The organism is Candidatus Delongbacteria bacterium (assembly GCA_020634015.1).
In the GTDB taxonomy this organism is placed as follows: domain Bacteria; phylum CAIWAD01; class CAIWAD01; order CAIWAD01; family CAIWAD01; genus JACKCN01.
The window spans coordinates 166,982-189,082 of the sequence record JACKCN010000004.1 but is presented as its reverse complement, the minus strand read 5'-3'; the positions used below and the strand labels follow the sequence as shown (position 1 = coordinate 189,082).

Annotated in this window: 18 protein-coding genes; 17 read left to right on the top strand and 1 reads right to left on the bottom strand. The window is 65.2% G+C overall.

Going from position 1 to position 22,101, the window contains the following annotated elements; translation table 11 throughout:
- Positions 1-2: 2 nt before the first annotated feature.
- The 5 genes from H6678_09415 (at position 3) to flgL (ending at position 4,729) form a co-directional block, all read left to right on the top strand.
- A complete protein-coding gene (locus H6678_09415; GenBank protein ID MCB9474017.1) occupies positions 3-1,118 on the top strand; it encodes a flagellar basal body P-ring protein FlgI in 1,116 nt (371 codons plus the stop codon).
- Positions 1,119-1,324: 206 nt separating this feature from the next.
- Positions 1,325-1,903, top strand: a complete 579-nt coding sequence (locus H6678_09410; protein ID MCB9474016.1) for a transglycosylase SLT domain-containing protein — start codon at positions 1,325-1,327, stop codon at positions 1,901-1,903.
- Positions 1,900-2,409, top strand: a complete 510-nt coding sequence (flgN, locus tag H6678_09405) for a flagellar export chaperone FlgN (GenBank protein MCB9474015.1) — start codon at positions 1,900-1,902, stop codon at positions 2,407-2,409. Before H6678_09410 ends, flgN begins: the two co-directional genes overlap by 4 nt.
- On the top strand, positions 2,409-3,791 hold the full coding sequence (gene flgK, locus H6678_09400; protein MCB9474014.1) for a flagellar hook-associated protein FlgK: 1,383 nt from the start codon (positions 2,409-2,411) through the stop codon (positions 3,789-3,791). The genes flgN and flgK overlap by 1 nt, the downstream gene beginning before the upstream one ends.
- A 14-nt stretch (positions 3,792-3,805) precedes the next feature.
- Positions 3,806-4,729, top strand: a complete 924-nt coding sequence (gene flgL, locus H6678_09395) for a flagellar hook-associated protein FlgL (GenBank protein ID MCB9474013.1) — start codon at positions 3,806-3,808, stop codon at positions 4,727-4,729.
- A gap of 740 nt (positions 4,730-5,469) precedes the next feature.
- Here the strand turns inward: flgL and H6678_09390 are convergent.
- Entirely contained in the window at positions 5,470-5,910 is a 441-nt protein-coding gene (locus H6678_09390; GenBank protein ID MCB9474012.1) for a hypothetical protein, read from the bottom strand.
- A gap of 393 nt (positions 5,911-6,303) precedes the next feature.
- Between H6678_09390 and H6678_09385 the strand changes: the two genes are divergently transcribed.
- The 12 genes from H6678_09385 (at position 6,304) to H6678_09330 (ending at position 22,069) form a co-directional block, all read left to right on the top strand.
- Positions 6,304-7,260, top strand: a complete 957-nt coding sequence (locus tag H6678_09385; protein MCB9474011.1) for a methylenetetrahydrofolate reductase — start codon at positions 6,304-6,306, stop codon at positions 7,258-7,260.
- A gap of 239 nt (positions 7,261-7,499) precedes the next feature.
- The gene (locus H6678_09380) at positions 7,500-8,231 is read left to right on the top strand and encodes a hypothetical protein (protein MCB9474010.1); all 732 of its coding nucleotides are present in this window, start codon (positions 7,500-7,502) and stop codon (positions 8,229-8,231) included.
- A 14-nt stretch (positions 8,232-8,245) separates the two neighbouring features.
- A complete protein-coding gene (locus tag H6678_09375; GenBank protein MCB9474009.1) occupies positions 8,246-8,845 on the top strand; it encodes an isoprenylcysteine carboxylmethyltransferase family protein in 600 nt (199 codons plus the stop codon).
- A gap of 175 nt (positions 8,846-9,020) precedes the next feature.
- Positions 9,021-9,650, top strand: a complete 630-nt coding sequence (locus tag H6678_09370; protein MCB9474008.1) for a site-2 protease family protein — start codon at positions 9,021-9,023, stop codon at positions 9,648-9,650.
- Positions 9,651-9,697: 47 nt separating this feature from the next.
- Positions 9,698-9,958 (top strand): hypothetical protein, encoded by a 261-nt coding sequence (locus H6678_09365; GenBank protein MCB9474007.1) that lies wholly within the window; start codon positions 9,698-9,700, stop codon positions 9,956-9,958.
- Complete coding sequence (mutL, locus tag H6678_09360) at positions 9,951-11,888, top strand: DNA mismatch repair endonuclease MutL (GenBank protein MCB9474006.1); 1,938 nt, start codon at positions 9,951-9,953, stop codon at positions 11,886-11,888. The genes H6678_09365 and mutL overlap by 8 nt, the downstream gene beginning before the upstream one ends.
- Before the next feature lie 4 nt (positions 11,889-11,892).
- Positions 11,893-12,837, top strand: a complete 945-nt coding sequence (gene miaA, locus H6678_09355) for a tRNA (adenosine(37)-N6)-dimethylallyltransferase MiaA (GenBank protein ID MCB9474005.1) — start codon at positions 11,893-11,895, stop codon at positions 12,835-12,837.
- Between the two features lie 41 nt (positions 12,838-12,878).
- Positions 12,879-15,059 (top strand): S8 family peptidase, encoded by a 2,181-nt coding sequence (locus tag H6678_09350; GenBank protein ID MCB9474004.1) that lies wholly within the window; start codon positions 12,879-12,881, stop codon positions 15,057-15,059.
- A gap of 8 nt (positions 15,060-15,067) precedes the next feature.
- On the top strand, positions 15,068-17,953 hold the full coding sequence (locus tag H6678_09345; protein MCB9474003.1) for a hypothetical protein: 2,886 nt from the start codon (positions 15,068-15,070) through the stop codon (positions 17,951-17,953).
- Positions 17,953-19,131 (top strand): alanine racemase, encoded by a 1,179-nt coding sequence (gene alr, locus H6678_09340; protein ID MCB9474002.1) that lies wholly within the window; start codon positions 17,953-17,955, stop codon positions 19,129-19,131. Before H6678_09345 ends, alr begins: the two co-directional genes overlap by 1 nt.
- Before the next feature lie 568 nt (positions 19,132-19,699).
- The gene (locus H6678_09335) at positions 19,700-19,993 is read left to right on the top strand and encodes a hypothetical protein (protein ID MCB9474001.1); all 294 of its coding nucleotides are present in this window, start codon (positions 19,700-19,702) and stop codon (positions 19,991-19,993) included.
- 48 nt (positions 19,994-20,041) lie between these two features.
- Positions 20,042-22,069, top strand: a complete 2,028-nt coding sequence (locus H6678_09330) for a sigma 54-interacting transcriptional regulator (GenBank protein ID MCB9474000.1) — start codon at positions 20,042-20,044, stop codon at positions 22,067-22,069.
- Positions 22,070-22,101: the final 32 nt, after the last annotated feature.

The window sequence follows — 22,101 nt, the reverse complement described above, 5'->3', positions numbered from 1 at the left end:
TCATGGCACACAAGACGATTTCACAATGCATCACCGCAGGGCTGCTCCTGCTGCTGCTGGCCCTGACGGCCGGAGCCGCTCGGTTGAAGGAGATCAGCGAGTTCCGCGGCGCCGAGGAACTGGACCTGCTGGGTTACGGCATCGTGGTGGGTCTGGACGGCACGGGCGACGGCAGCAAGAGCCAGTTCACCATGCAGGCCCTGGCCAACATGCTCGAGCGCTTCGGGCTGAGCGTGGATCCGGCCCAGCTGAAACCCAAGAACGTGGCGGCCGTGATGGTCACGGCCAAGCTGCCCGCCTTCGCACGCGCGGGTGAGCACCTGGACCTGACCCTCAGCTCCATGGGCGATGCCAAGAGTCTGATGGGCGGCACCCTGCTGATGACCCCGCTGACCGATGCCGAGGGGCAGATCGCCTGGGCCAACGGGCAGGGTCCCATTTCGATCGGTGGCTTCAACTTCGAGGCGGGCGGCTCCAGCATCCGCAAGAATTACACCCTGGTGGGCAGAGTGCCCGAAGGCGGCATTGTGTTGCGCGACCGGCTGGGCGGGCTGACCCGCAACGGAGAACTGACCATCAGCCTGCGTGACCAGGACTTCACCAATGCCCGCCGCGTGCAGGACGCCGTCAACACGGCCTTCGGCGAAGAACTGGCCGCCGCGCTCAACGGCAGCCAGATCCGCGTGACATTGCCCGCGGGAGTGCTGGCCGAGCAGCAGGTGGTGGAAATGGTCTCGGTCATCGAGAACCTGGAAATCGACGTGGACCTGCGCGCGCGCGTGGTGATCAACGAGCGCACGGGCACGGTGGTGGTGGGGCGCAATGTGCGGCTTTCCCCGGTGGCGGTGGCGCACGGCAATCTCTCGGTGGTGATCAAGAGCGACCAGCAGAGCAGCCAGCCCGCGCCCTTCAGCCTGGGCAACACGGCGCAGAACACCAACCAGGACATCTCGGTCACGGCCGACGAGGCCCGGCTGGTGGTGCTGGACGACATGATCGATGTCAATGGGGTGGCCCGTGCCCTCAATTCCCTGGGCGTGAGCCCGCGCGACATCATTTCCATTTTCCAGCTGCTCAAGGCCGCGGGCGCCCTGCAGGCCGATCTGGTGATCGTGTGATGCAGATCCAGAACCCCACACCGCGGCCCCTGGAAAGCGGCCCGCGTCCCCTGGCCAGCCCCGATCGTGCCCAGCGCGAACTGGCGGAAGCCGGCCGGCGCTTCGAGGAGATGCTGAGCGTGCGCATGCTCGAAAGCATGCTCTCCAGTCTGGACGAGGGCGGTCTCTTCGACAAGGACGACACCTCCTCGCGCTTCTACCAGAGCATGCTGAGCGAGAATCTGGCCCAGGAACTGAGCCGCGGCGAAGGCCTGGGGATCGCGCGCCAGATCATGGCCCAGCTGGGTGCCGATCAGGAACCCGGTGACTCCGCTCCGCTGGAGCTGAGCCTGGAACGGGCACGCTATTCGGGGCCCGTGAGGCGTCCGCTGTCCGTGGATCACACGCAGGCGCACATTCCCGCCGGACTCGAGACGGTCGCCCGTGATACGGCGGCCACCCATGATCTGGATCCGGACTGGGTCTGCGCTGTGATCCGCGCCGAAAGCTCCTGGAACCCGGGGGCGCGCTCCAGCAAGGGTGCCATGGGCCTGATGCAACTGATGCCCGCCACCGCGCGCGAGCTGGAGGTGAGCAACCCCTGGGATCCACGCCAGAACATCGAGGGCGGCGTGCGCTATCTCAAGCAGCTCTCCGACCGCTTCGGCGGCGACAAAAGACTGGCCACCGCGGCCTACAACGCGGGTCCGGGTGCCGTCGAGAAACACGGCGGCGTGCCGCCCTATCCCGAAACCCGGGGCTATGTCCGCAAGATCGAAGGCATGCTGGGAGGATATGGGGAATGAGCCTGACCCAGGATCGACTCACGATGCTGGTGCGCACCCTGCGCGAGCAATGCTGGCTGCTGGAAGAACTGTCGGGGCTGCTCTCGGCCCAGTTGGGAGCCGTGCGCGCCAATTCGCGCGAGGATCTCGAGCGCAGCACGCACCAGCTGGAAAGCCTGAACCACCTGCTGGTGGCCGTGGATGGGCGCCGCCGGCGCCAGCTGCAGTCGCTGGCCTTCGAGCTGGGGCAGCCCATGGACAGCCTGCGCCTGAGCGTGCTGGCCTCCCATTGTGAGGCGGAGGACAACCGGCGCCTGCTGGATCTGGCTGCCCGGCTGAGTGCTCTGCTGGGCGAGATCAGCGGCCGCCGTACCCTGCTGCGCCAGCTGCTGGCCAAACACGCCGAGCACGCCGGACGTGGACTGGACTGGCTCAGGAAACTGCGTGGACAGCTGGGCACCTACGGGCGTGACTTGCGCCTGCACGGCGAAGACTCCGGTGGTCGCATCGTGGACAGGACCGCCTGATGGGTACTCTCAACGGCATCCTCGACGGGGCCCGTCGCGCCCTGTACACGCACCAGCTTGCCCTGGGTGTGACCGGCCATAACATCGACAACGTCAACACGCCCGGGTACCATCGTCAGCGGGCAAACCTGCGAGCCAGCGAGCCGCTGCCCTCGATGCCCGGCCAGATCGGCACCGGGGTCGAGACCCTCAGCGTGGAACGCTACCGCAGTGATCACCTGAACCGGCAGATCACGGCTGAGAATGGCCTGCTGGGCCAGGCGCAGATGCGCTCCGACGGGCTGGCGCTCATCGAGACCATCCTGATGGAACCGGACGATCAGGGCCTGTCATCCACGCTGGACCGCTTCTGGAACGCCTGGCAGGATCTGGCCAACGAGCCCGAGTCGCTGGCTCCTCGTCGGGTGCTGCTGGACACGGCCGAGCAACTGGTGGCGCGCATCCGCACCAGTTCCGACCGCCTGGCCGCCAGCCGTGACGATCTGGATTCCCGCGTGCCCACTCTGGTGTCCAGCATCAACCAGAAGGGGCAGGAACTGGCCGCGCTCAATGACCGGATCCAGGACTCCATGAGCCGGGGGCAGCAGCCCAACGACCTGCTGGACCGGCGCGATGCGCTGGTGGACGAGCTCTCGACCATGGGCAGCGTGTCGGTGAGCGAGGAAGCCGATGGCCAGCTGCGCGTGATCTTCGGCAATCTGCCCATCGTCGAAGGCGTGCATCACCATGCGCTGGCGGTCACCACCGGCACGGACCCCGCCGGTGGCGTGGTGCAGCAGGTGGTCTGGGCACGCAGCGGCGAAGCCCTGAACACATCCAGCGGCGAACTGGGCGCCCTGCTCGAGCTGCGGGACCGGACACTTCCCGGCTACCAGGACCAGCTGGACCATTTCACCAGCGGCCTGGTGCGCGGGCTGAACTCGGTGCATCGCTCGGGCACCGATCTGGACGGCCGCGCCGGAGGGCTGTTCTTCGACCCCGAAGGTCTCACGGCGGCCACGATCGGTCTGGCGCTGGAGCCGGGACGCGATGAAGCACGCCTGGTGGCCAGCGCCGATGGTGGCGTGGGCAACGGCGAACTGGCCTTGCGCATGTCCGGGCTGGGCGACGCGATTCTGGAAGAACTGGGCGGGCGTAGCCTGAACCAGGTCTACGGCGGGCTGGTGGTGTCCATCGGTCAGCAGGCAAGTTACGCGGCCAGTGAGCTGGACGCGCAGACCACCTTCCTGGGCAATCTGGAAGAGCAGCGCCAGAGCCTGACCGGTGTCAACCTGGACGAGGAGATGACCGCCATGCTGATCCAGCAGCAGGCCTATCAGGCCGCGGGACGCGTGGTGGCCACGGTGGACGAGATGATGCAGAGCCTGCTGGCCCTGGTCTAAACGAGGATGATGTCATGCGCATCACGAACATGCTCCGTTACAACCGCAGCCTGGATACTCTGGAACGCCGCAACAGCAGCATGAGCCAGGCCCACATGGAACTGAGCACGGGACGTCGGGTGAGCAGGATCAGCGACGACCCTGTGGCCGGGGCGCGAGTGCTGCGGCTGAACAGCGAGATCTCATTGATCGTGCAGCACCAGCGCAATCTGGATTCGGCCCGTACGCTGCTTTCCACGACCGAACAGTCGCTGGCGGGCATTGGTGATCTGCTCTCCGAAGCGCGCGGTCTGGCGCTGCAGGGCAGTGGCAATACCCTTTCACAGCCGGACCGGATGATCGTGGCCGACCAGGTCGATCAGGTGCTGGAGCGGATGATCGCCGAGGGCAACCGCCACTTCCTGGGGCGCAGCATCTTCGGCGGCAGCCGCACCGACCAGGACCCCTTCATCGTCAACACGGACGAGAATGGGGAAGTCTTCAGTGTGCAGGCCAATCCCGAAGGCATGCAGGGCCGCGTGACACGCGAAGTGAACGAAGGTGAGAACATTGAAGTCAGCCTGCCCGGTCAGGCGATCTTCATGTCGGGCGGGGCCCGCAGCGAGACCGACATGTTCGACCTGCTGATCAGCCTGCGCAACGGACTGCGCTCCGACCCGGACTTCGACAGCGGCAACCTGCTGGGGCGCATTGACACCCTGGTGGACCAGACCGCCGTGGAACGCTCGGCCGTGGGACAGAAGCTGATGCGGCTGGAATCCATCGAAGTCAACCTGCTGGACCGGGAAGTCGAACTGAGTGATTCGCTGTCTCTGACCCGCGATGTGGACCTGGCCAAGGCCACCGCACGCTGGGCCATGGAGCAGACCGCCTACGAGGCTGCCCTGCGTACCACCGCCAGCGTGATGAGCCAGAGCCTGATGGATTTCCTGGGGTGATCGAGTTCCGGAGCACGGAAGAAATTGGACATAAGGGCAAGAGGTCGTAGCCTCCAGCCGGGCCCGATGAAGCCCCACACGCGTGATCGCGTCAGCTGACTTTCCGGCGAAATCCGGGTCGCCCGGAATATGGGACATGAGTCGCCGCTCGCACTGGAGTCCCCGAACCCTCAATCTTCCTTCCCCTTCCACCGCCATCATGTCACAGACTCGGTTCCGTGATGCCTTCCTCGGCCCGGGTTGACCTCCCGTGAGGCATCGTTTTCCACCTTTCTTTGGACGGGTCCAAAGCAAGGTGGAGCCAAAGAAAGACCCTCTTCGCAGGCCTCGCGCCGCGCAAACTTGGCCCGCGATGCGGTCCGGCGAGCAAGCGCGGCGGCCCACGCTCCCTGCCCGACCGTTCCGTCTCGATGGTTCCGCCACCGGCGTCACCGCCATTGTTGGGGATTGAATCTGAGGGGAAAGGTCGGCCTCTCGCGTACTCGTGTTCATGTTTAGCCATGTTCGCGCTGCGGGGGCGAAGCCAGGCTTCCCTTCCCTCGCGCAGCGGGGGAAGGCGCAGCGCTTGCGCTGCGGGGGATGGGGGCACTTTCGCGCGGCACGACACTTCGCGTTCATCCTGGCACGAAAGGCCCCCATCCCATCACGCCTTCGGCGTGCCTTCCCCCGCTGCGCGAGGGAAGGGGACTTTGGCTTCGCCCCGGCACACAATCGCTGTTTGCCAAGCCCCGGATGGGGCATCATACATCCATAGCCCGTGGGGAATCCACGGGCGGACGCGGATGCCCGACACATTGGGATCCCTGCACAGGGAGGATCAGGGCGACGGTTGATGGAACCGTCAAGCTGGTCCACAGGGCGACGGTCGAAGGGGCCGTCGCCTCGTGCAAGGGGGTGTCGACCGTCTCGTCCGCCATCTCGTCCACCATCTCGTCCGCCATCTCGTCCGCCATCTCGTCCACCATCTCGTCCGCCATCTCGTCCGCCATCTCGTCCACCATCTCGTCCGCCATCTCGTCCGCCATCTCGTCCACCACCTCGTCCGCCATCTCGTCCGCCATCTCGTCCACCATCTCGTCCGCCATCTCGTCCGCCATCTCGTCCGCCACCTCGTCCGCCATCTCGTCCGCCATCTCGTCCGCCATCTCGTCCACCATCTCGTCCGCCATCTCGTCCACCATCGTCCGCGGTTTCGTCGGACGACATGGCGGTCGAGGTGTCGGTCGTTGGGACCGTCATGCTCTTGAACAGGGCGACGGTCGAAAGGACCGTCACCCTATTGATGATGTCCAGGAGGATTGATGGGCACCGCCTGCGGCCTTTGCCCATCCTGCGGGCTGCGAGCCGGGGCATGGTCCAACTTTCCTTGCATGACGAAGTCCTGCCCTCGCCTCAACCAGTTGCTGAACCAGGCGCGTCAATTCCATCTGGCAGGAGCGATGCCTGCGGCAGGTTGCCCAGTGTTCGATTCAGCGTCTTCAGGCAGTGCCATGACATTGCCTTCCCTGCCGGATCCTTATGTTGGCACGCTCGCCCACGCGAGGCCCGGCCCAACACGAGGAGACCCGCAGCAGATGATCGGTCAGACCATCGCCGAATTCCTGGACAGCACGCGCAAGCCCTTCTTTTCCTTCGAGATCATTCCGCCCTCGCGCGGGGGCAGCATCAGTGACATCCAGCGCATGCTGGACCCGCTGATGCCCCACGACCCCGCCTTCGTGGACGTGACCAACCATGCGGCCGACTCGATCTTCAAGCAGCTTCCAGACGGCAGTTACCGGCGCCACGTCTACCGCAAGCGCCCGGGGACACTGGGGCTCTGCGCCGCGATCAAGTATCGCTACAACGTGGAGACGGTGCCCCACATCCTCTGTTACGGGTTCTCGCGCGAAGAGACCGAGGACGCGCTGATCGAGCTCTCCTATCTGGACATCCGCAACCTGCTGGCCGTGCGCGGCGACCCCGTGCAGGGCCCCAGCGACCGGCGCGGCACGCCCAATGGTTATGCCATTGACGTGGTGCGCCAGGTCACGGACATGAACCGCGGTGTGTACCTGCACGAGATGAGCAATGTGGCTCCCACCGGTTTCTGCGTGGGAGTGGCGGGCTATCCCGAGAAGCACTTCGAAAGCCCCAGCCGCAACTGGGATCTGCGCCATCTCAAGGACAAGGTCGACGCGGGTGCCAGTTATGTGGTCTCGCAGATGTTCTACCGCAATTCATCCTGGTTCGAATGGGTCAGGCAGTGCCGCGAGCAGGGCATTACCGTGCCACTGATCCCCGGCTTGAAGGTGTTGACCACCCGCAGCCAGCTGACCAGTCTGCCGCGCACCTTCCACTGCGACATGCCCGACGAGCTGGTGGACGATGTGGCGGCCGCGACCGGCCGCGAACAGATTCGCGAGATCGGGGTGCGCTTCGCGATCCGGCAGGCCCGCGAGCTGCTGGACGGGGGAGCGCCAGGCGTGCATTTCTTCGTCACACGCGACGCCGAAGCGGTCTCGCGCGTGCTGTCCGCTCTGGATCTCTGACCCGAGGCTCCGCGCCCGCCAGTGACGCCGGTGCGTCCGGGAACCCGCAGGGGCGTCATTCGAGTTTCAGGGCCAGCTCCCGGGGGCCCCGGCAAGCGGACCAGGCCCTGCCGGACAAGCCCAATCGGGAGCGAATTGCTAGGTTGCGTGCCGTTTCGTGCGGCCCCGTCCATTCACGACATCCGGGCCACGCCCGTTCCGGCGACCGTGGCATTACCCATCATCGAAGAGGATTTCCCATGCGCATCACACTTGGCCTGATCGCCACCCTGCTGCTGGCCGGCAGCGCCCTGGCCGAACACAGTGGAAAAGTCCTGGAAACCATGAATTCCGGCGGCTATACCTACGTGAAGCTTGACGCCGCCGATGGCCCGCTTTGGCTTGCCGGACCCGAGAGCAAGGTCAGCAAGGGCCAGACCATCACCACCGATCAGGGCAGCCTGATGACCGATTTCACGGCCCGCAGCCTCAATCGCACCTTCGAGAAGATCTGGTTCGTCTCCAGCATCTCGGGTGGAGGCGGAGCGGTCAAGTCCGCCGATCCCCACGCCGGCATCCCCGGTTTCGGCGAGAACAAGGGCGCCATGGGGGGCATGGGTGCCATGAGCGGCAGCCCCAAGAACACGCCGGCGGCCCAGTCGGCCAAGCCCAAGGCCGGCAGCATCGCCAAGGCGGGCGTGACCATCGCCGACCTGTACGCCAAGAAGGACAGCTACAAGGGCAAGACCGTGGAAGTGCGCGGCGTGGTCACCAAGTACAGCGGTGGCATCATGGGCAAGAACTGGCTGCACATCATGGACGGCAGCGGTGCCGAGGGTGCCGACGACCTGAGCATCACCACCCAGACCGAAGTCCATGTGGGCGATCAGGTTGTGGTCAAGGGAACCCTGAATACCGCCGTGGACGTCGGCGCGGGTTACTTCTACGATCTGCTGGTGGAGAACGCCAGCGTGACGGTGGAATCCAAGTGAATCGGATAGGCTGAATGAGTCTGGTCGCCCGCTTTCCCCGCCACCGGATCCTGGTCAGCCGATTCTTCGGTCTGGCGCTTGTGGCGCTGCTGATCTTCACGGACCAGCCCCTGTTCAGCCCCGCAACGGCTCAGACCGTGCGTTGGGTCGGTTTCGTGCTGCTGCTGGTGGCCGCCTTCGGACGGCTCTGGTCGCTGCAGTATCTGGCGGGTTTCAAGTCCCGCAAGGTGGTCAGCGACGGACCCTACAGCATCGTGCGCAACCCGCTGTATCTCTTCAGTTTCGCCGGTGCGGCCGGTCTGGCGCTGAGCGCCAACCACGCCGGATTTCTTGCGGCCCTGCTGCTGGCCTACCTGCTCTACTATCCCTTCGTGGTGATATCCGAAGAGCGGGGCCTGAGGCAGATTCTGGGGCAGGAATATCTGGAGTACTGCCAGCGGGTGCCGCGTTTCATTCCGCGTTTCAGCGGTTTCAGTGAGCCGGAGAACTACGAGATCCGGGCGGCGCGCTTCTCGCGCAACTACCTGGAAGTGGTCTGGTTTCCCCTGTCCTGGATGGTTCTGCAGTGGCTGGAGACGGCACGCACGGCCGGTCAGTTGCCACTGCGGTTCTGAAGCGGCGGAGACTCCAGGCCGGAAACGGTGTTCACAGTGAATTCTCCCAGCCGTGTTTCCCCGGTTCTCTGACCGGCGAAATGCGGCTGGTTCTTCAAGGCCGTCCACCTTCTGTCGGGACTTCCGCCCGGAACGGGAAGGCGGGCGACCGCACACGAGCCATCAGGGAGCCAGGATGAATCCGGAACTGATCAGCCAGCTGGTGATCGCCCTGCCCGTGCTGCTGTTCTCGATCGTGGTCCACGAGGTGGCCCACGGCGTGGCAGCCCTGCGTCTGGGGGATGACACCGCTTACCTTCAGGGGCGCCTGACACTTAATCCATTGCCTCACATCGACCCGGTTTTCTCCTTGGTGGTACCGGCCATGTGCATTCTGTCCGGGGCCCCGGTATTTGGCGGAGCCCGGCCCGTTCCCGTGGATGTGCGCCGCCTGCGCCACCCCAAGCGCGACATGGCGCTGATCGCGGCGGCGGGGCCCCTGTCCAACATCCTGCTGGTGGCGCTGGCCAGTCTGGTCTGGCACGGACTGGCGGGCATGGACATGCTGGGGCGGGAAACCGTCGAGATTCTGCGCTACTTCGTGATGATCAATGTGGTGCTGGCGGCCTTCAACATGCTGCCACTGCCTCCCCTCGACGGCTCGCGCATCTTCGTGCTGTTTCTCTCGGGCGAGGCCGAGTGGCGCTACCGCAGTCTGGAACGCTGGGGCATTTTCCTGGTCTTCGGGGTGATCATTTTCTTTGGTGGCGCTCTGGGCAGTTATCTGTCGTGGTTCTACAACCTGGTCACCGGGGTGTTCTTCTAGAAGGTCGTCGGGCCCATGTGCGACGACCTTGACGCAGGGAGGGCAGCATGAAGTTCGGTTCATCCAGAGCCCGAAGATCCTTCGGCTACACCCCATTCTTTCTCAAGGAGCCACCGAAGGAACTGCGCGAGCGGCTGAAATTCCGGCGCAGCTCAGGCCTGGAAGACCGAGCGCGCAGCGCACGACGCTGGCTGCTGGTCGCGGTGGCGAGCCTGCTGCTGATCTGGTATCTCTTTCCCGAGGTTGTCAGCAGCATCTGGTTGGACTCCGTTCAAATTGGCAGCGAGGATTTGCAACTCCATGAATGAACCGCTGAATCCGGCCCCTCTTCCCGGAGCTGGCCTGATCAATCGCCTGCCTGATTCGATCATCAACAAGATCGCCGCCGGGGAAGTCATCGAACGACCGGCCTCCGTGCTCAAGGAGCTGGTCGAGAACTCCCTGGATGCGGGAGCCACACGCCTGGAACTGGTTCTGGAAGCCGGTGGCAAGAACTTCATCCAGGTCATGGACAATGGATCCGGGATGAGCCCCGAGGATGCCCAGCTCTGCCTCGAGCGTCACGCGACCAGCAAGCTGCGCAGTTTTGACGATCTGGAAACCATGGCCACCATGGGGTTTCGCGGCGAAGCGCTGCCGTCCATCGCCAGTGTGTCGCGGCTGGAACTGCAGACCCGGCGAGCCCAGGACCCCGAAGGCCTGCGGATCCGCCTGGCCAATGGGGAAATCAAGGACATCAGTCCGGTGGCCTGTGCCGAGGGCACCCGGATCACGGTGCGCAACCTGTTCTATTCCACGCCCGTGCGGCGCAAGTTTCTCACCAGCAACCGCAACGAACTGCGCCATTGTCTGGTGCTGCTGCGCCGTCTGGCCCTGGCCCGGCCCGACGTGGCGTTCCGCCTGATCTCCGACGGGGAGGAACTGGAGGACTGGCCCGCCGGCGACGACGCCACGCGGGTGACACAGATCTTTGGCGACGACATGCCCCAGCGGCTGATGCCCGTGGACTACCGCGATTCGGGCATCCGCATCACGGGTCATGTGGGCAAGGTGAACACCTTCCGTCGCAGCCATGGCGACCAGTACCTGTACGTCAACGGTCGTGCCATCACCAGCCGCGTGCTCAACCATGCGGTCTTCTCGGCCTACGGCCACACCCTCGAGCGCGACCAGGTGCCCTTTTTCCTGCTCTTCCTGCAGGTCGACCCCCAGCGCCTGGACGTGAACGTGCACCCCACCAAGAAGGAAGTGCGTTTCGAGGACGAGCACTATTTCCACCGCAGCGTGAATCTGGCCGTGCTCAAGGCGCTGTCGGGGCGCAACGTGCGCAACTTCGACCTCAATCCGGGCGGAGAAGGCGTGAGCCCCGAGATCACTGTGGCGCGCCCCGTGTCGTCCACTGAGGAGGGGTCTCCCGGCTCGCCGGACCGACCGACGGAGCGCTTTCCCGGGCGTGAGCGCACGGGTGGGCGGCTGGTCCGCGGTGAGTTCGGAGTGGGCGCTGCGGCACGCTCCTTCAGCAACCAGGAAGACCTGTTCCGCGCCCCCGCCGACAGCCGGGCCGTCGAGCAGGGTGTTCAGGAGTATCTGGGCAGCAGTGCTCAGGCCGTCGCGCGTTTCCATGCAAGCCCTCCCGGCGACGCAGGTGGCTCGCGCATGGAAGGCGACCGGCTGGGACGCAGCCCATTCCTGCAACTGCACAACACCTATCTCTTCGTGGAAGTGGACAGCGGAGTCGTGATCATCGACCAGCACGCGGCCCACGAGCGTGTGCTGTACGAGCGTGTGCACACCGCCATGCACCGCCACAACGGCACCAGCCAGCGCCTGCTCTTTCCGCTGGATCTGGAGCTGGACAACACCGATCAGCTGCTCTTCGAGGAAGTGCTGCCCATGCTCTTCGACATGGGCTTCGAGATGGAAATGGAGGAGGGCCAGGTGCGCGTGACCGGCATCCCCGCCGATCTGGGCCGCACCCATCCCGAGGGTCTGGTGGCAGACATTCTGGACCAGTACCGGATCTATTCCAGTTCCATGCCCGACCCGCTGCAGGCCATGGCGGCCTCGGTCGCCTGCAAGGCGGCGATCAAGGCGGGCCAGCCCCTTTCCGACACCGAAATCCGCAGCCTGCTGGACTCACTCTTCAGTTGCCAGCAACCGTTCACCTGCCCCCATGGCCGCCCGGTGGTGATCAACCTGGGGCTTCAGGAACTCAACCGCCGTTTCGGCCGGAGCTGAGGGCATGAGCCAGGCGCCCCTGCCGCTGCTGCCCATCCTGACCGGGCCCACGGGCAGCGGCAAGTCCAGCCTGGCACTGCGGGTAGCCGAACGCCTTGGACTGGAGATCCTCAATGCCGACAGCCGCCAGCTCTTTCGCGGGCTCGAGGTGGCCACCGCAGCCCCCGACGCCGATATGCTGCGCAGGGTGCCCCATCACCTGGTGGGCAGCCACGACCCACTGGACACCGTGAGTGCGGGGGACTTCTGCCGCAGTTGCTGTGAATTGATCGAGGGCGGCCCCCCACGTTCCCCGGCCTTTCTGATGAGTGGCGGCAGCGTGTTCTACATCCGGGCCTTCATCGATCCGGTGGAGGAACGCGTGAGTCCCGCGCCCGAGCTGCGGGCTCAGGTCCTTGAGTGGCTCGAGAGCGAAGGCCCCGACGCCCTGCGCGCACGCCTGCTGGCCCTGGACCCCGAGGCGTCGTGGATCAGCGTGAACGATGTCAGCAAGCTGCGTCGCCATCTGGAAATCTGTCTGGCAACCGGCCTGCCGGCCAGCCAGGCCCTGCAGAGCCTGCGGCGCCCCGCGACGGTCAGGCCCCTGCTCTTCGTGCTGGACACGCCGCTGGAAGCCCTGACCGGGCGACTGCACAGGCGCCTGAAAGCCATGCTGGCCGGAGGCATGATCGAGGAAGTCGAGGCCCTGCTGAAGGCCGGAGTGCCTGAGACAAGCCAGGCACTCAGTTCCGTGGGCGTTCAGGACATTCGCGACTTCCTTGAGGGACGCATCGGCCGCGACACACTTGAAGAGCGCGTCTACCGCAACACACGGCGCTATGCGCGCAAGCAGTTGACCTGGTTCAAGGCCCTGGGGCGGGAAGGACGGACCCGCAGCCTGGATCACAAACAGGATGAAGAGACCCTTTGCCGAACCATCTGCGACACCCTCGAGGCCGCGCGCGACTGAGCGTGGCCTGGGCTGCGGCCCTGCTGATTCCGGCGGTACTGATGGCTTCTCCGGACCGCATCACGCCCACCGGACCCGAGTCCCTGACCGGTCGAGCCGGCCTGCAGTGGCTGCGCCAGAGCCAGACCTCCCCGCAACTGCACCATCTCTACTGGTTGCCCGATCCCGGAGCCGGCGTTGCTCTTGCCGCGTTGCCGGGCAGCAGTCAGCGCACATTCCGGGGCACCCGTGGCGCGGTCTGGGCACTGGACGAGGCCGAGCTGCGTGCTCTGCTGAAGGCCAACCCCGGACTGGAACCCGGTTCGGTCGAACGTTGCCAGCCCGCTCTGGATGAAGCCCGCATCGCCACAGGGGCGGAGTTCGTGCTGCCGGGAACCAGTGGCAGTCTGGGGCTGAGTGGTGCCGGTGTCGTGGTGGGCATGGTGGATACGGGCATCGACCCCAGTCATCCGGACTTCCGCGATGCCCAGGGGCATACACGCATTCTGGCCTATTGGGACCAGGTGGAAGGGCGTGTCTGGAGTCAGGCCGAGCTGGACGCCGGCAGCGTGCCCAACCGCGACGACAACGGACACGGGACCCACGTGGCCGGCATTGCCGCGGGCAGTGGACTGGCCTCGCAGGGGCAGTTCGGCGGCTTCGCTCCACAGGCCAATCTCCTGATCGTGCGGACCACCTTTCTGGAATCCGACGTGCTGTCAGGCGTGCAGTGGGTCTTTCAGCAGGCCCAGTCGCGGGACCTGCCCGCCGTGGTCAATCTCAGTCTCGAATCACACATCGGCCCCCACGACGGCAGTTCCTGGTTCGAGCAGGAACTGAGCGACCTCACCGGCCCGGGACGCCTGCTCTGCGTGGCGGCGGGCAACAATGCGGTGACCGGGATTCACAGCGAGGCGGGTTATGGCCAGAGCATCGAGCTGGCCTTCACACCCGAAGGACAGGCCACGGCCCAGCTGGCGGCCTACGTGAGTTCCACGGATGGCCCCAGCCTGAGTCTGATCGCGCCTGACGGCACCTCGTTCGGTCCCGGGGCCTCGCGCGTCTACAATGGCACCACCATCACCTTTCCCCAACCCGCACACCGTACCCAGGACTGGGAATGCATGCTGGAGCTGGTCACCTCCAGTTCTCCGGGCGAGTGGCGTCTGCGCATCTCGCACAGCCAGGCAGGCTCGCGCACCGTGCAGGCCTGGGGGCGTGCGCTGGCCTTCGCCAGTCCGGTCAGCGAGCACACCATCGGCATGCCCGCCACGGCCGACAGCGCGATCAGCGTGGGTTCCTACGTGAGTCGCTGGGACTGGTTGAGCCAGGCGGGCAGCCGCCAGTACTCGGGCAGTTCGCGCGTGGGGCTGCCCAGCCTGTTCAGCGGCTGGGGCCCGCGTGTGGACGGCAGGGAACTGCCCCATCTGCTGATGCCCGGGCAGGGCATCTTCGCGCCCTTGAGTGACGCGGCGTCGGCCAGTCTGGACCGGGTCCACCCCAGTGGCGACTACTGGTTGTTGCAGGGTACCAGCATGGCGGCTCCTGCCATGGCCGGTGGACTGGCCCTGCTGCTGGAAGCCCGTCCCGAACTGGGGCCCGCGGAAGCGATGGCCCTGCTGGCGGAAACAGGCGTGGACTACACACCTCAGGCAGGGCGCGGCCTGCTCTGGCTGCCCGAGCTGATGGATCAGGCTCTGGGTGGATTCTCGGCCTTCATCGTGACACCGACCCTGGACGAGATCCGGCTCAGCTGGCGATTGAACTCCGGACTGGACGGTGGCATCCAGCGGCTCTGGCGAGTCAGCGGCAGCGACGAGATCCTGCTGGACAGTCTGACCGCTGAGGTGGGTCTGCATCAGCGTGTGGACACGGGCCTGCTGCCCGGCGACGTGGTGCGCTACCGCCTGCAGTTGCTGGACGCGGACCGTGTGCTCCAGGCCAGCCTGCTCTCCGGCGAGACTGGTTTGCGCAGCAGTGTGCCCGGGCTGCTGGCGGAGGAGCCCTGGCCCAATCCGGCCAGCGATGCACTGACCCTGCTGTTGCAGATGGAGCAGGCGGGACCCGTGCGCTGGGCCCTGCACTCTCTTGACGGAAGCCGCGTACTGACCGGCTCGGCTGCTCCGGGGCGCGGCGTGCACCCCTTGCGCCTGGAGCTCTCGGGACTGGCTTCCGGCAGTTACCTGCTGGATCTTGAAAGTGCCGACAAACACGAGCAGCGCCGGATTTCCGTGATACGATAGGACCCCGCATGCCGATCCGCTTTCTCTGTTTTCTGCTCTGCCTGCTTGCCTGTGGGAGTGTGCCGCGCGCCTCGGCCATGTTCCAGCTGATGACCGGCGAGAACCATGGCGAGCTGCGCTGGCGCACCCTCAGCACCGAGCACTTCCGCGTGCATTACCCCGTGGGACTGGAAGAGACGGCCCGGGCCTGTGCGGATGTGGCCGAGCAGGTCTGGGAGCCGGTGACCCGCCAGCTGGGCGTGGAGCCCCGGCGGCGCACGGAGCTGGCGATCACCGATGTGGACCAGATCGTCAATGGGTTCGCCGTGCCCGGCCGGATGTCGATCTGGGTCAACCAGAACGACTATGTGCGCCACTTCTCCCAGCGACGCGAGTGGCTGCGCCAGGTCATCGCGCATGAGTTCCAGCACGTGGTGGCCATGGAGGCCATGCACGACTGGCGCGGACTCAGCGGGCTGGCACTGGCCGGAGTTCCCGCCTGGTGGCTCGAGGGTCTGGCCGAGTACTACACCGAAAACTGGAACACGCTGCGTTCCGACCGGGACCTGCGTGCCGAGAGTCTCGATCGCCGTCTGCCGGCCAGCGATGCCCACGACGCCGGCTATGCCCGCGTGCTCTACCTGGCCTGGCGCGACGGCGACAGCACCCTGGTCAGGATCTGCAACTGGCGCGCTTCCCCGCTGAAGACCTACGATTTCAAGCGTGCCTTCAAGGCCTGTACAGGCCAGAGCCTCGAGAACTTCGAGGAGGAGTGGACCCGACTGATGAACGGGGTCTACAACGCAGAACTGGTGGCCGGCGAGCCACTGGACGAGATCGGCCGGCGTGTGACTCTGCCCATGGCCCGCATCGCCTGGCTGGGCCAGCTGCCCGACTCGAGCGCCTGGTTGGCTGTGGGCCGGACTCGCACCACCCAGCTTGAGAATGGCCTGTACCGCATCGCCTGCGACAGCCTGGCCCGGAGCCAACAACTGGACTCCGGTCCGCTCAAGGGCACGGCCAGCATCTCGGCCGATGGCGCTCAGGTGGTGTACGACCGCTGGGGCATCGATCGTCATGGCTCACGCCTGACGGACCTCTGGAGACTGGAGCTGGCCAGCGGCGAGCGTACGCGGCTGACTCGCTGGCGGAGAGCCCAGGATCCGGCTTTGGCGCCCGATGGAGCTCTGGTCTGCATCCGCACTCTGGAAGGTCGCCATCGTCTGGAGCTGTGTGAGTCGCCGGAGGCCGCCATCAACGAAGGAGATGCGGCCTGGAGCGCGCTCTGGGATCCGGGGCCCGGCTGGCAGATGATGTCGCCCGTCTTTTCTCCCGACGGAGGTCTGCTGGCGGTGGCCGTGGACGACGATCATCAACGCAAGGACATCTTCCTGGTCGAGCGCGCCACCGGCAGAGCCCGGCGCCTGGCTGCGGATTCTCTGGACCAGCGCCAGCCCGTCTGGCTGGGGGACAGCAGCCTGGTCTGCACCGTGTTCCAGGACTATCGGGCCAACCTGCAGGAACTGGATCTGGCGGGCCGTAGCCGCCCATTGAGCCTCAGTGGTGAAGGGCTCTGGAGTGCCAGCCGCGCGGCGGGCCGAGAGCGCGTCGTGATCGGCCTGGCTCTGGATTCGGCGGGCGTCAGTCGACCGCTGCTGGTGCAGGCCGCGCGTGAGGCCCGGGCTGCCGCAGCCGTGATCCAGCCCCGCTACACGGCCTGGCGCGAACAGCTTCCCGAAATCCGTGTGCCAGATGACCCGGCACCCACGACCGAAGTGCTTGGCGACCGTCGCTACCGGGCCAGCGAGCTGCAGCCCTTCTTCGGGCTGGTGCTGCCCTTGCCGGGCGGGGTGGCCGGTCTGCTGGTGCTGATGGATCCGCTGGCACACAATACCCTCAGTCTCTACGGCGCGGCAACCGACGGACACAGCCTGGACGGCGGCTACGGCTTCAGTCTGAGCAACCTCCAGACCTCGTGGGTGCTGGGCCTGAACGGCTCCTGGCACTGGGATCCGGCGTTCACCGTGTACGATGGTCAGCTGGAGGAGCTGAGCAGCAGCTCGCTGGAAGTCTGGGCGCGGCACAAGTGGCAGTATCCTCTCGGACTGCGTGGCAGTCTGGCCGCGGGTCTGGGTCTGCGCGTGGAGGACACCGAAGCCTCGGATCTGGTCTTCACAGGAGGCGAACGGCCCCTACCACAAGGCGGGCGCAGCAGCCGGGTGGCGGGCAGTCTGCAGTGGTCCTCGGCACCCGCGGACCGGCTCTCGCGGCTCTGGCCCGACTGGGCTCATGGCCTGAGCATCGAGGGCGCCCTGCTGCGTCCTTGGTTGAATGGCGACGAAAACGTGAATCTGCTGACTCTGCAGGTGTACAGGATCCAGCCCACTTTCCTGCCCTCACTCAAGCTGGTGGCACTGGCAGGGGCACAGGTGCTCTCGGGCCGCAAGGACACCTGGCGCAGCCTGGGACTGGGCGCCGATCCGCTGCTGGAACCTCTCGCCGAGCTGAGCCAGCTGGGCAGTCCTCTGGCCGAAGCCCCACTGGGACCACTCTGGCGCCTGCGTGGCCTGAACCGCGATCTGGCTGCCGATCGTGTGCTGTACTCCACCATCGAACTGCGCCAGACACTTGGAGCGCCTGACGTCTTCAATCTGGTCGGCCTGCGCAATGGCCGCCTCAACCTGGCGACCTTCGCCGATCTGGGTCAGCTTGCCCACCGTGAACGCCTGGGCGCGGGACTCAAGGATCCGCTTTCGCTGTGGACCAGCGGGCTTGAATTGCAACTGGGTCTGCGCGGCAGCGGTTCGACCCTGTTCAGTCTTGCCGGTGGCTATGCCGGCAACAAGCTGGAGTGGTTGGACCGCGGGGATGCCGGGCGCTGGTACTGGAAGTTCCATCTGGGAAGGCCCTTCTGATGCTGGACGGTTACTCCTTCGAGAGCGATGGCTCGCTGCCGCTCAGACCCACGCGCGTGCAGGTGGACCTGCAGGCCCTCACCCGCAACTTCGCCCGGCTGGCCCGCGCCAGCGGTCTGGGACCCGCTGGATTGTATCCCGTGGTGAAGGCCAACGCCTATGGCCATGGCATACTGCCTGTGAGCCAGGCTCTGGAAGCCGCCGGGGCTGGCGGGCTGGCCGTCGGTTTCCTCGAGGAGGGCATTCTGCTGCGCCGGGCGGGCCTGCGGCTGCCGATTCTGGTGATGGGTGGGTTGGTGGATTACCAGATCCGCGAGTATCTGGATCACGACCTGGAGTTCACCGTGTCGTCCCTGCACAAGGCGGAGCAGATCCAGGCCGTCCTCAGCCAGGATCCGGAACTGGCCGGGCGCAGGGCCCCCGTGCACCTGAAAGTGGATGTGGACATGGAGCGCATCGGCGTGCATGCGGCCAACGCGCCGGCCTTCATCGAAAAGGCCGCCGGTCTGGATCGGCTGGAGATCCGCGGCGTGTACAGCCATCTGGCCAATGCCGACTCGGCCGATCGTCGACTGCTCGAACAGCCCCTTGCCGTTTTCCTTGAGCTGGAATCCCGCTGCCGGGGTCTGCTGCCCGCTGGCTGCCGCTGGCACCTGGGCAACTCGCTGGGCTGCCTCCGGCTGGCCCGCCAGAGTGCCGGGCGTCTGGAACTGGCTCGCCCCGGACTGCTGCTCTACGGGGTCTGGCCCGAGCAGGGGATGGAGCTCGAGCTTCCGGAACTGGAACCCGTACTGGGCTGGACCTCCCGAGTGGTGTACTACAAGGGTGTTGCCGCCGGCCAGGGCATTTCCTACGGACACCGCTACCGGCCCGGGCGTGATACGCGCGTGGTGACCGTGCCCGTCGGGTATGGAGACGGCTATCGCCGTGCCATGAGCGGCAAGGCCCAGGTCCTGATCCGGGGGCGCCGCTATCCGGTGGCGGGCAGTATCTGCATGGACCAGCTGATGGTGGACCTGGGGCCCGACGGCACAGCCTACAATGGCGACGAGGTGGTGCTGGTGGGGCGCCAGGGCCAGCAGGAAATCCGCATCGAGGAACTGGCGTCCTGGGCGGATACGATTCCCTGGGAGATCCTCACCGGCATCAGCCAGCGCGTCCCACGATTCTCGGCCTGACAACGCGTCAAACGCCGGGAAAGGTCGCGTGCCAACCGGGGGATGCCTGTTGCTCGATGACCAGCGGCGCGATCCGAATGGCAAAATCCCTGATTGAGGCGAGCGGTCAACCCACCGGATTGCCCCCGACTGACACTCTGTCATTCAGCCCGGAAGCCCCGTTTCCCTGCCCGCAGCACAGGTTTGCCTGTCCTGGACTCCCGATTGCCCGCTTCCCTCGGCCCAGTCAATATTCCGTATGACCCTGAGTCGCGACAGCTCTCCGTTTCCTGGGGACCGGGAATCCCGATCGGATCCCTGTTCTTGTCGGGTTTTCAAGACACTCCCCGACTTTTCACCCGGAATCGCCCGTCCGCTGTGTGGATTTTCTCGGACTTCCCAGTGTCGGCATTCTTGGCAAACTGTCTGTCAGGGCCACTGCGCGGGGAAGTGTCTGGGGAATTGAACCATAACGTGGTTCGCATGGCCACTTTCGGCTCAATTTATCGGGAGGTGTAAAAATTGTTAGACAGATGCGTTTCCTCTGTGTATTATTGACCGCACACTTATCCACCTGAGGTATCCTGACATGCGAGTTCTGGCCTTTTCCGCCCTGTTCCTCTGCAATCTGGCCCTTTCCGCGCTGGCCGGTTCCAGTTGGGGCGACGGTTCCGGGGATCTGGTTCCCGGCGACCACGCCAAACCCATGGTGGTCGATCCCTGGACGGGAGCGCACCACGACGACGTGATCAAACTGGATGACCCGATCATCATCATTGATATCGGGCCGTCGGAAGAGGATGAAGGCATCATCTTCATCGGGGAACCCGGCAGTTTCCTGCTGATGAATCCCGCACGGCCCCAGAACTGGATCGTCCGTTAGGTTGCCACTCGTTCGCCAGCGAACGGGCAGACAGAGGGTCCAACACCCATGAAATGCCTCGAATCATATCGGGATTTCTTCGAAGGCTCCGCCGGCTTCCGCCTCTTTGGTGAGCGGAAGTTCAAGCTGGCCCTTGAGGTCCTGGAAAATGAAATCCAGCGGGACGCCGACCGCCGCATGCGCGAATATGCCCGCTTTTATGCGGCGCAGTGCCACTTCGTGCTGGGCAACTATCCCGCCGCGCGGCGCTACCTGCTGCAAACCAACAAATGGGCCGGGCGCGCCGAAGAACGCCCGATGCGCATGGCCTGTGTCTTCAATCTGGCCGTGGTCGAAGTGGCCTGCGGAAATCGCGAGAAGGGGCTTGGCATCTACGACAAGTTCCGCACACTCTACGAGAACCGTCTGCTGCCCTACGATCGCTGCATGCTGCTGTTGAACCTGGGCCTGACTCACACCCAGCTCAAGCAGTACGGCGATGCCCAGCTCTGCCTCGACCAGGCACGCGTGCTGGCCGACGAGCTGGAAGACGCCCACCTGCTGACCTATACGTTGTATTACACCGGCATTCTGGCCAACCGCCAGGGCGACTTGAACCGCAGCCGCGAGTTCTCCGAGCTGGCCGTCGCCACCGCCGAAGCCTCCGGCTGCAGCTACGATATCTGTCGCAGTCACTGGCAGCTGGGCAACCAGCACCTGCGTGCCGGCAAGTACGACATGGCGCTGAAATCCCTCAAGAAGTCCATCCGCATCGCCAAGCAGGCCGGTTACCAGGTGGAAACCGCCAAGTGTCTCAACGACTTCGCCTGGGCCTATTTCAAGACCGGCAAGCTGGCCGAAGCCAAGTCCTACGCCGAAGAAGCCATCATCACCGGACGCGACGCGGGCATGGACGCCGACAGCGCCCGCTTCCTGGACACCCTCGAGCAGATCAGCGCCCACATCAACGACTTCTACGAAGAAGAGAAACTCATCGCCGAGCTCGAACGCGAGAGCGCGCGCGACTTCGAGATCGTGGGGTACAGCGAGGCGATTTCCATCGTGACCCAGGCCATCCGCACCTTCGGTCCCTGCAACGACCCGATCCTGATCCTGGGCGAAACGGGTACCGGCAAGGAACTGGTGACCCGGGCCCTCTTCGACGCCAGCCCGCGCCACAAGGGCATGTTCTTCAAGCGCAATTGTGCGGCGATTCCCGAGAACCTGATCGAGTCCGAGCTCTTCGGCCATGTCAAGGGAGCGTTCACGGGCGCCACCAGCGACCGCAAGGGCATCTTCGAGCAGGCCGACGGCGGTGTGCTGTTCCTGGACGAGATCGGGGAAATGCCGCTGAACCTGCAGAGCAAGCTGCTGCGGGTGCTGGAGTACGGCGAGTTCTACCGTCTGGGCTCTCCGGATCTGATCAAAGTGGACGTGCGCATTTTCGCTGCCACCAACAAGGATCTGGCCGATGAAGTGCGCGCGGGCAATTTCCGCGAAGATCTGTACTACCGCCTGAACACCATCCGCATCGACCTGCCGCCCCTGCGCGAGCGGCGCGAGGACATTGCCGTGCTGGTGAATCACTTTCTCTTCGCCCTGAACGAGGAATACGACAAGTACTACAAGGTGCTCACCACGGACGCCCTTCAGACGCTCGAGAGCTACAACTTCGCCGGCAACATCCGCGAACTGAAGAACATCATCCGTGCGGCCTACCTGACCAGCAAGGGCCGCCAGATCACCGCCGAGGATGTGCAGCGCTACTTCCAGAAGCCAAGCCGGCGACAGGTGGCCCAGACCCAGACTGCCGCCCCCGTGCTTGATCTTGAACTGGACGAGGAAGACGACACCACCGCCAGCCACGCTCCGGCGCGCGATGAGAAGAACGTGGTGCCCTTCGAGAACCGCGAACTGGTGGACCAGACCAGCCTCAAGGAGCATGTACTCTCGGCCGAACGGGATTACCTGCTGAAGATTCTCAAGCAATGCGATTCGGTGAACAAGGCCTGCAGCGTGCTCAAGATCAGCCGGCCCACGTTCTACCAGAAGCTCAAGTCCCACGGGATCTCGCTGTCGAACAAGCGCCTGGTCTGAGCGCCTGTCCATACGCCATCCTTGCGCCGGTT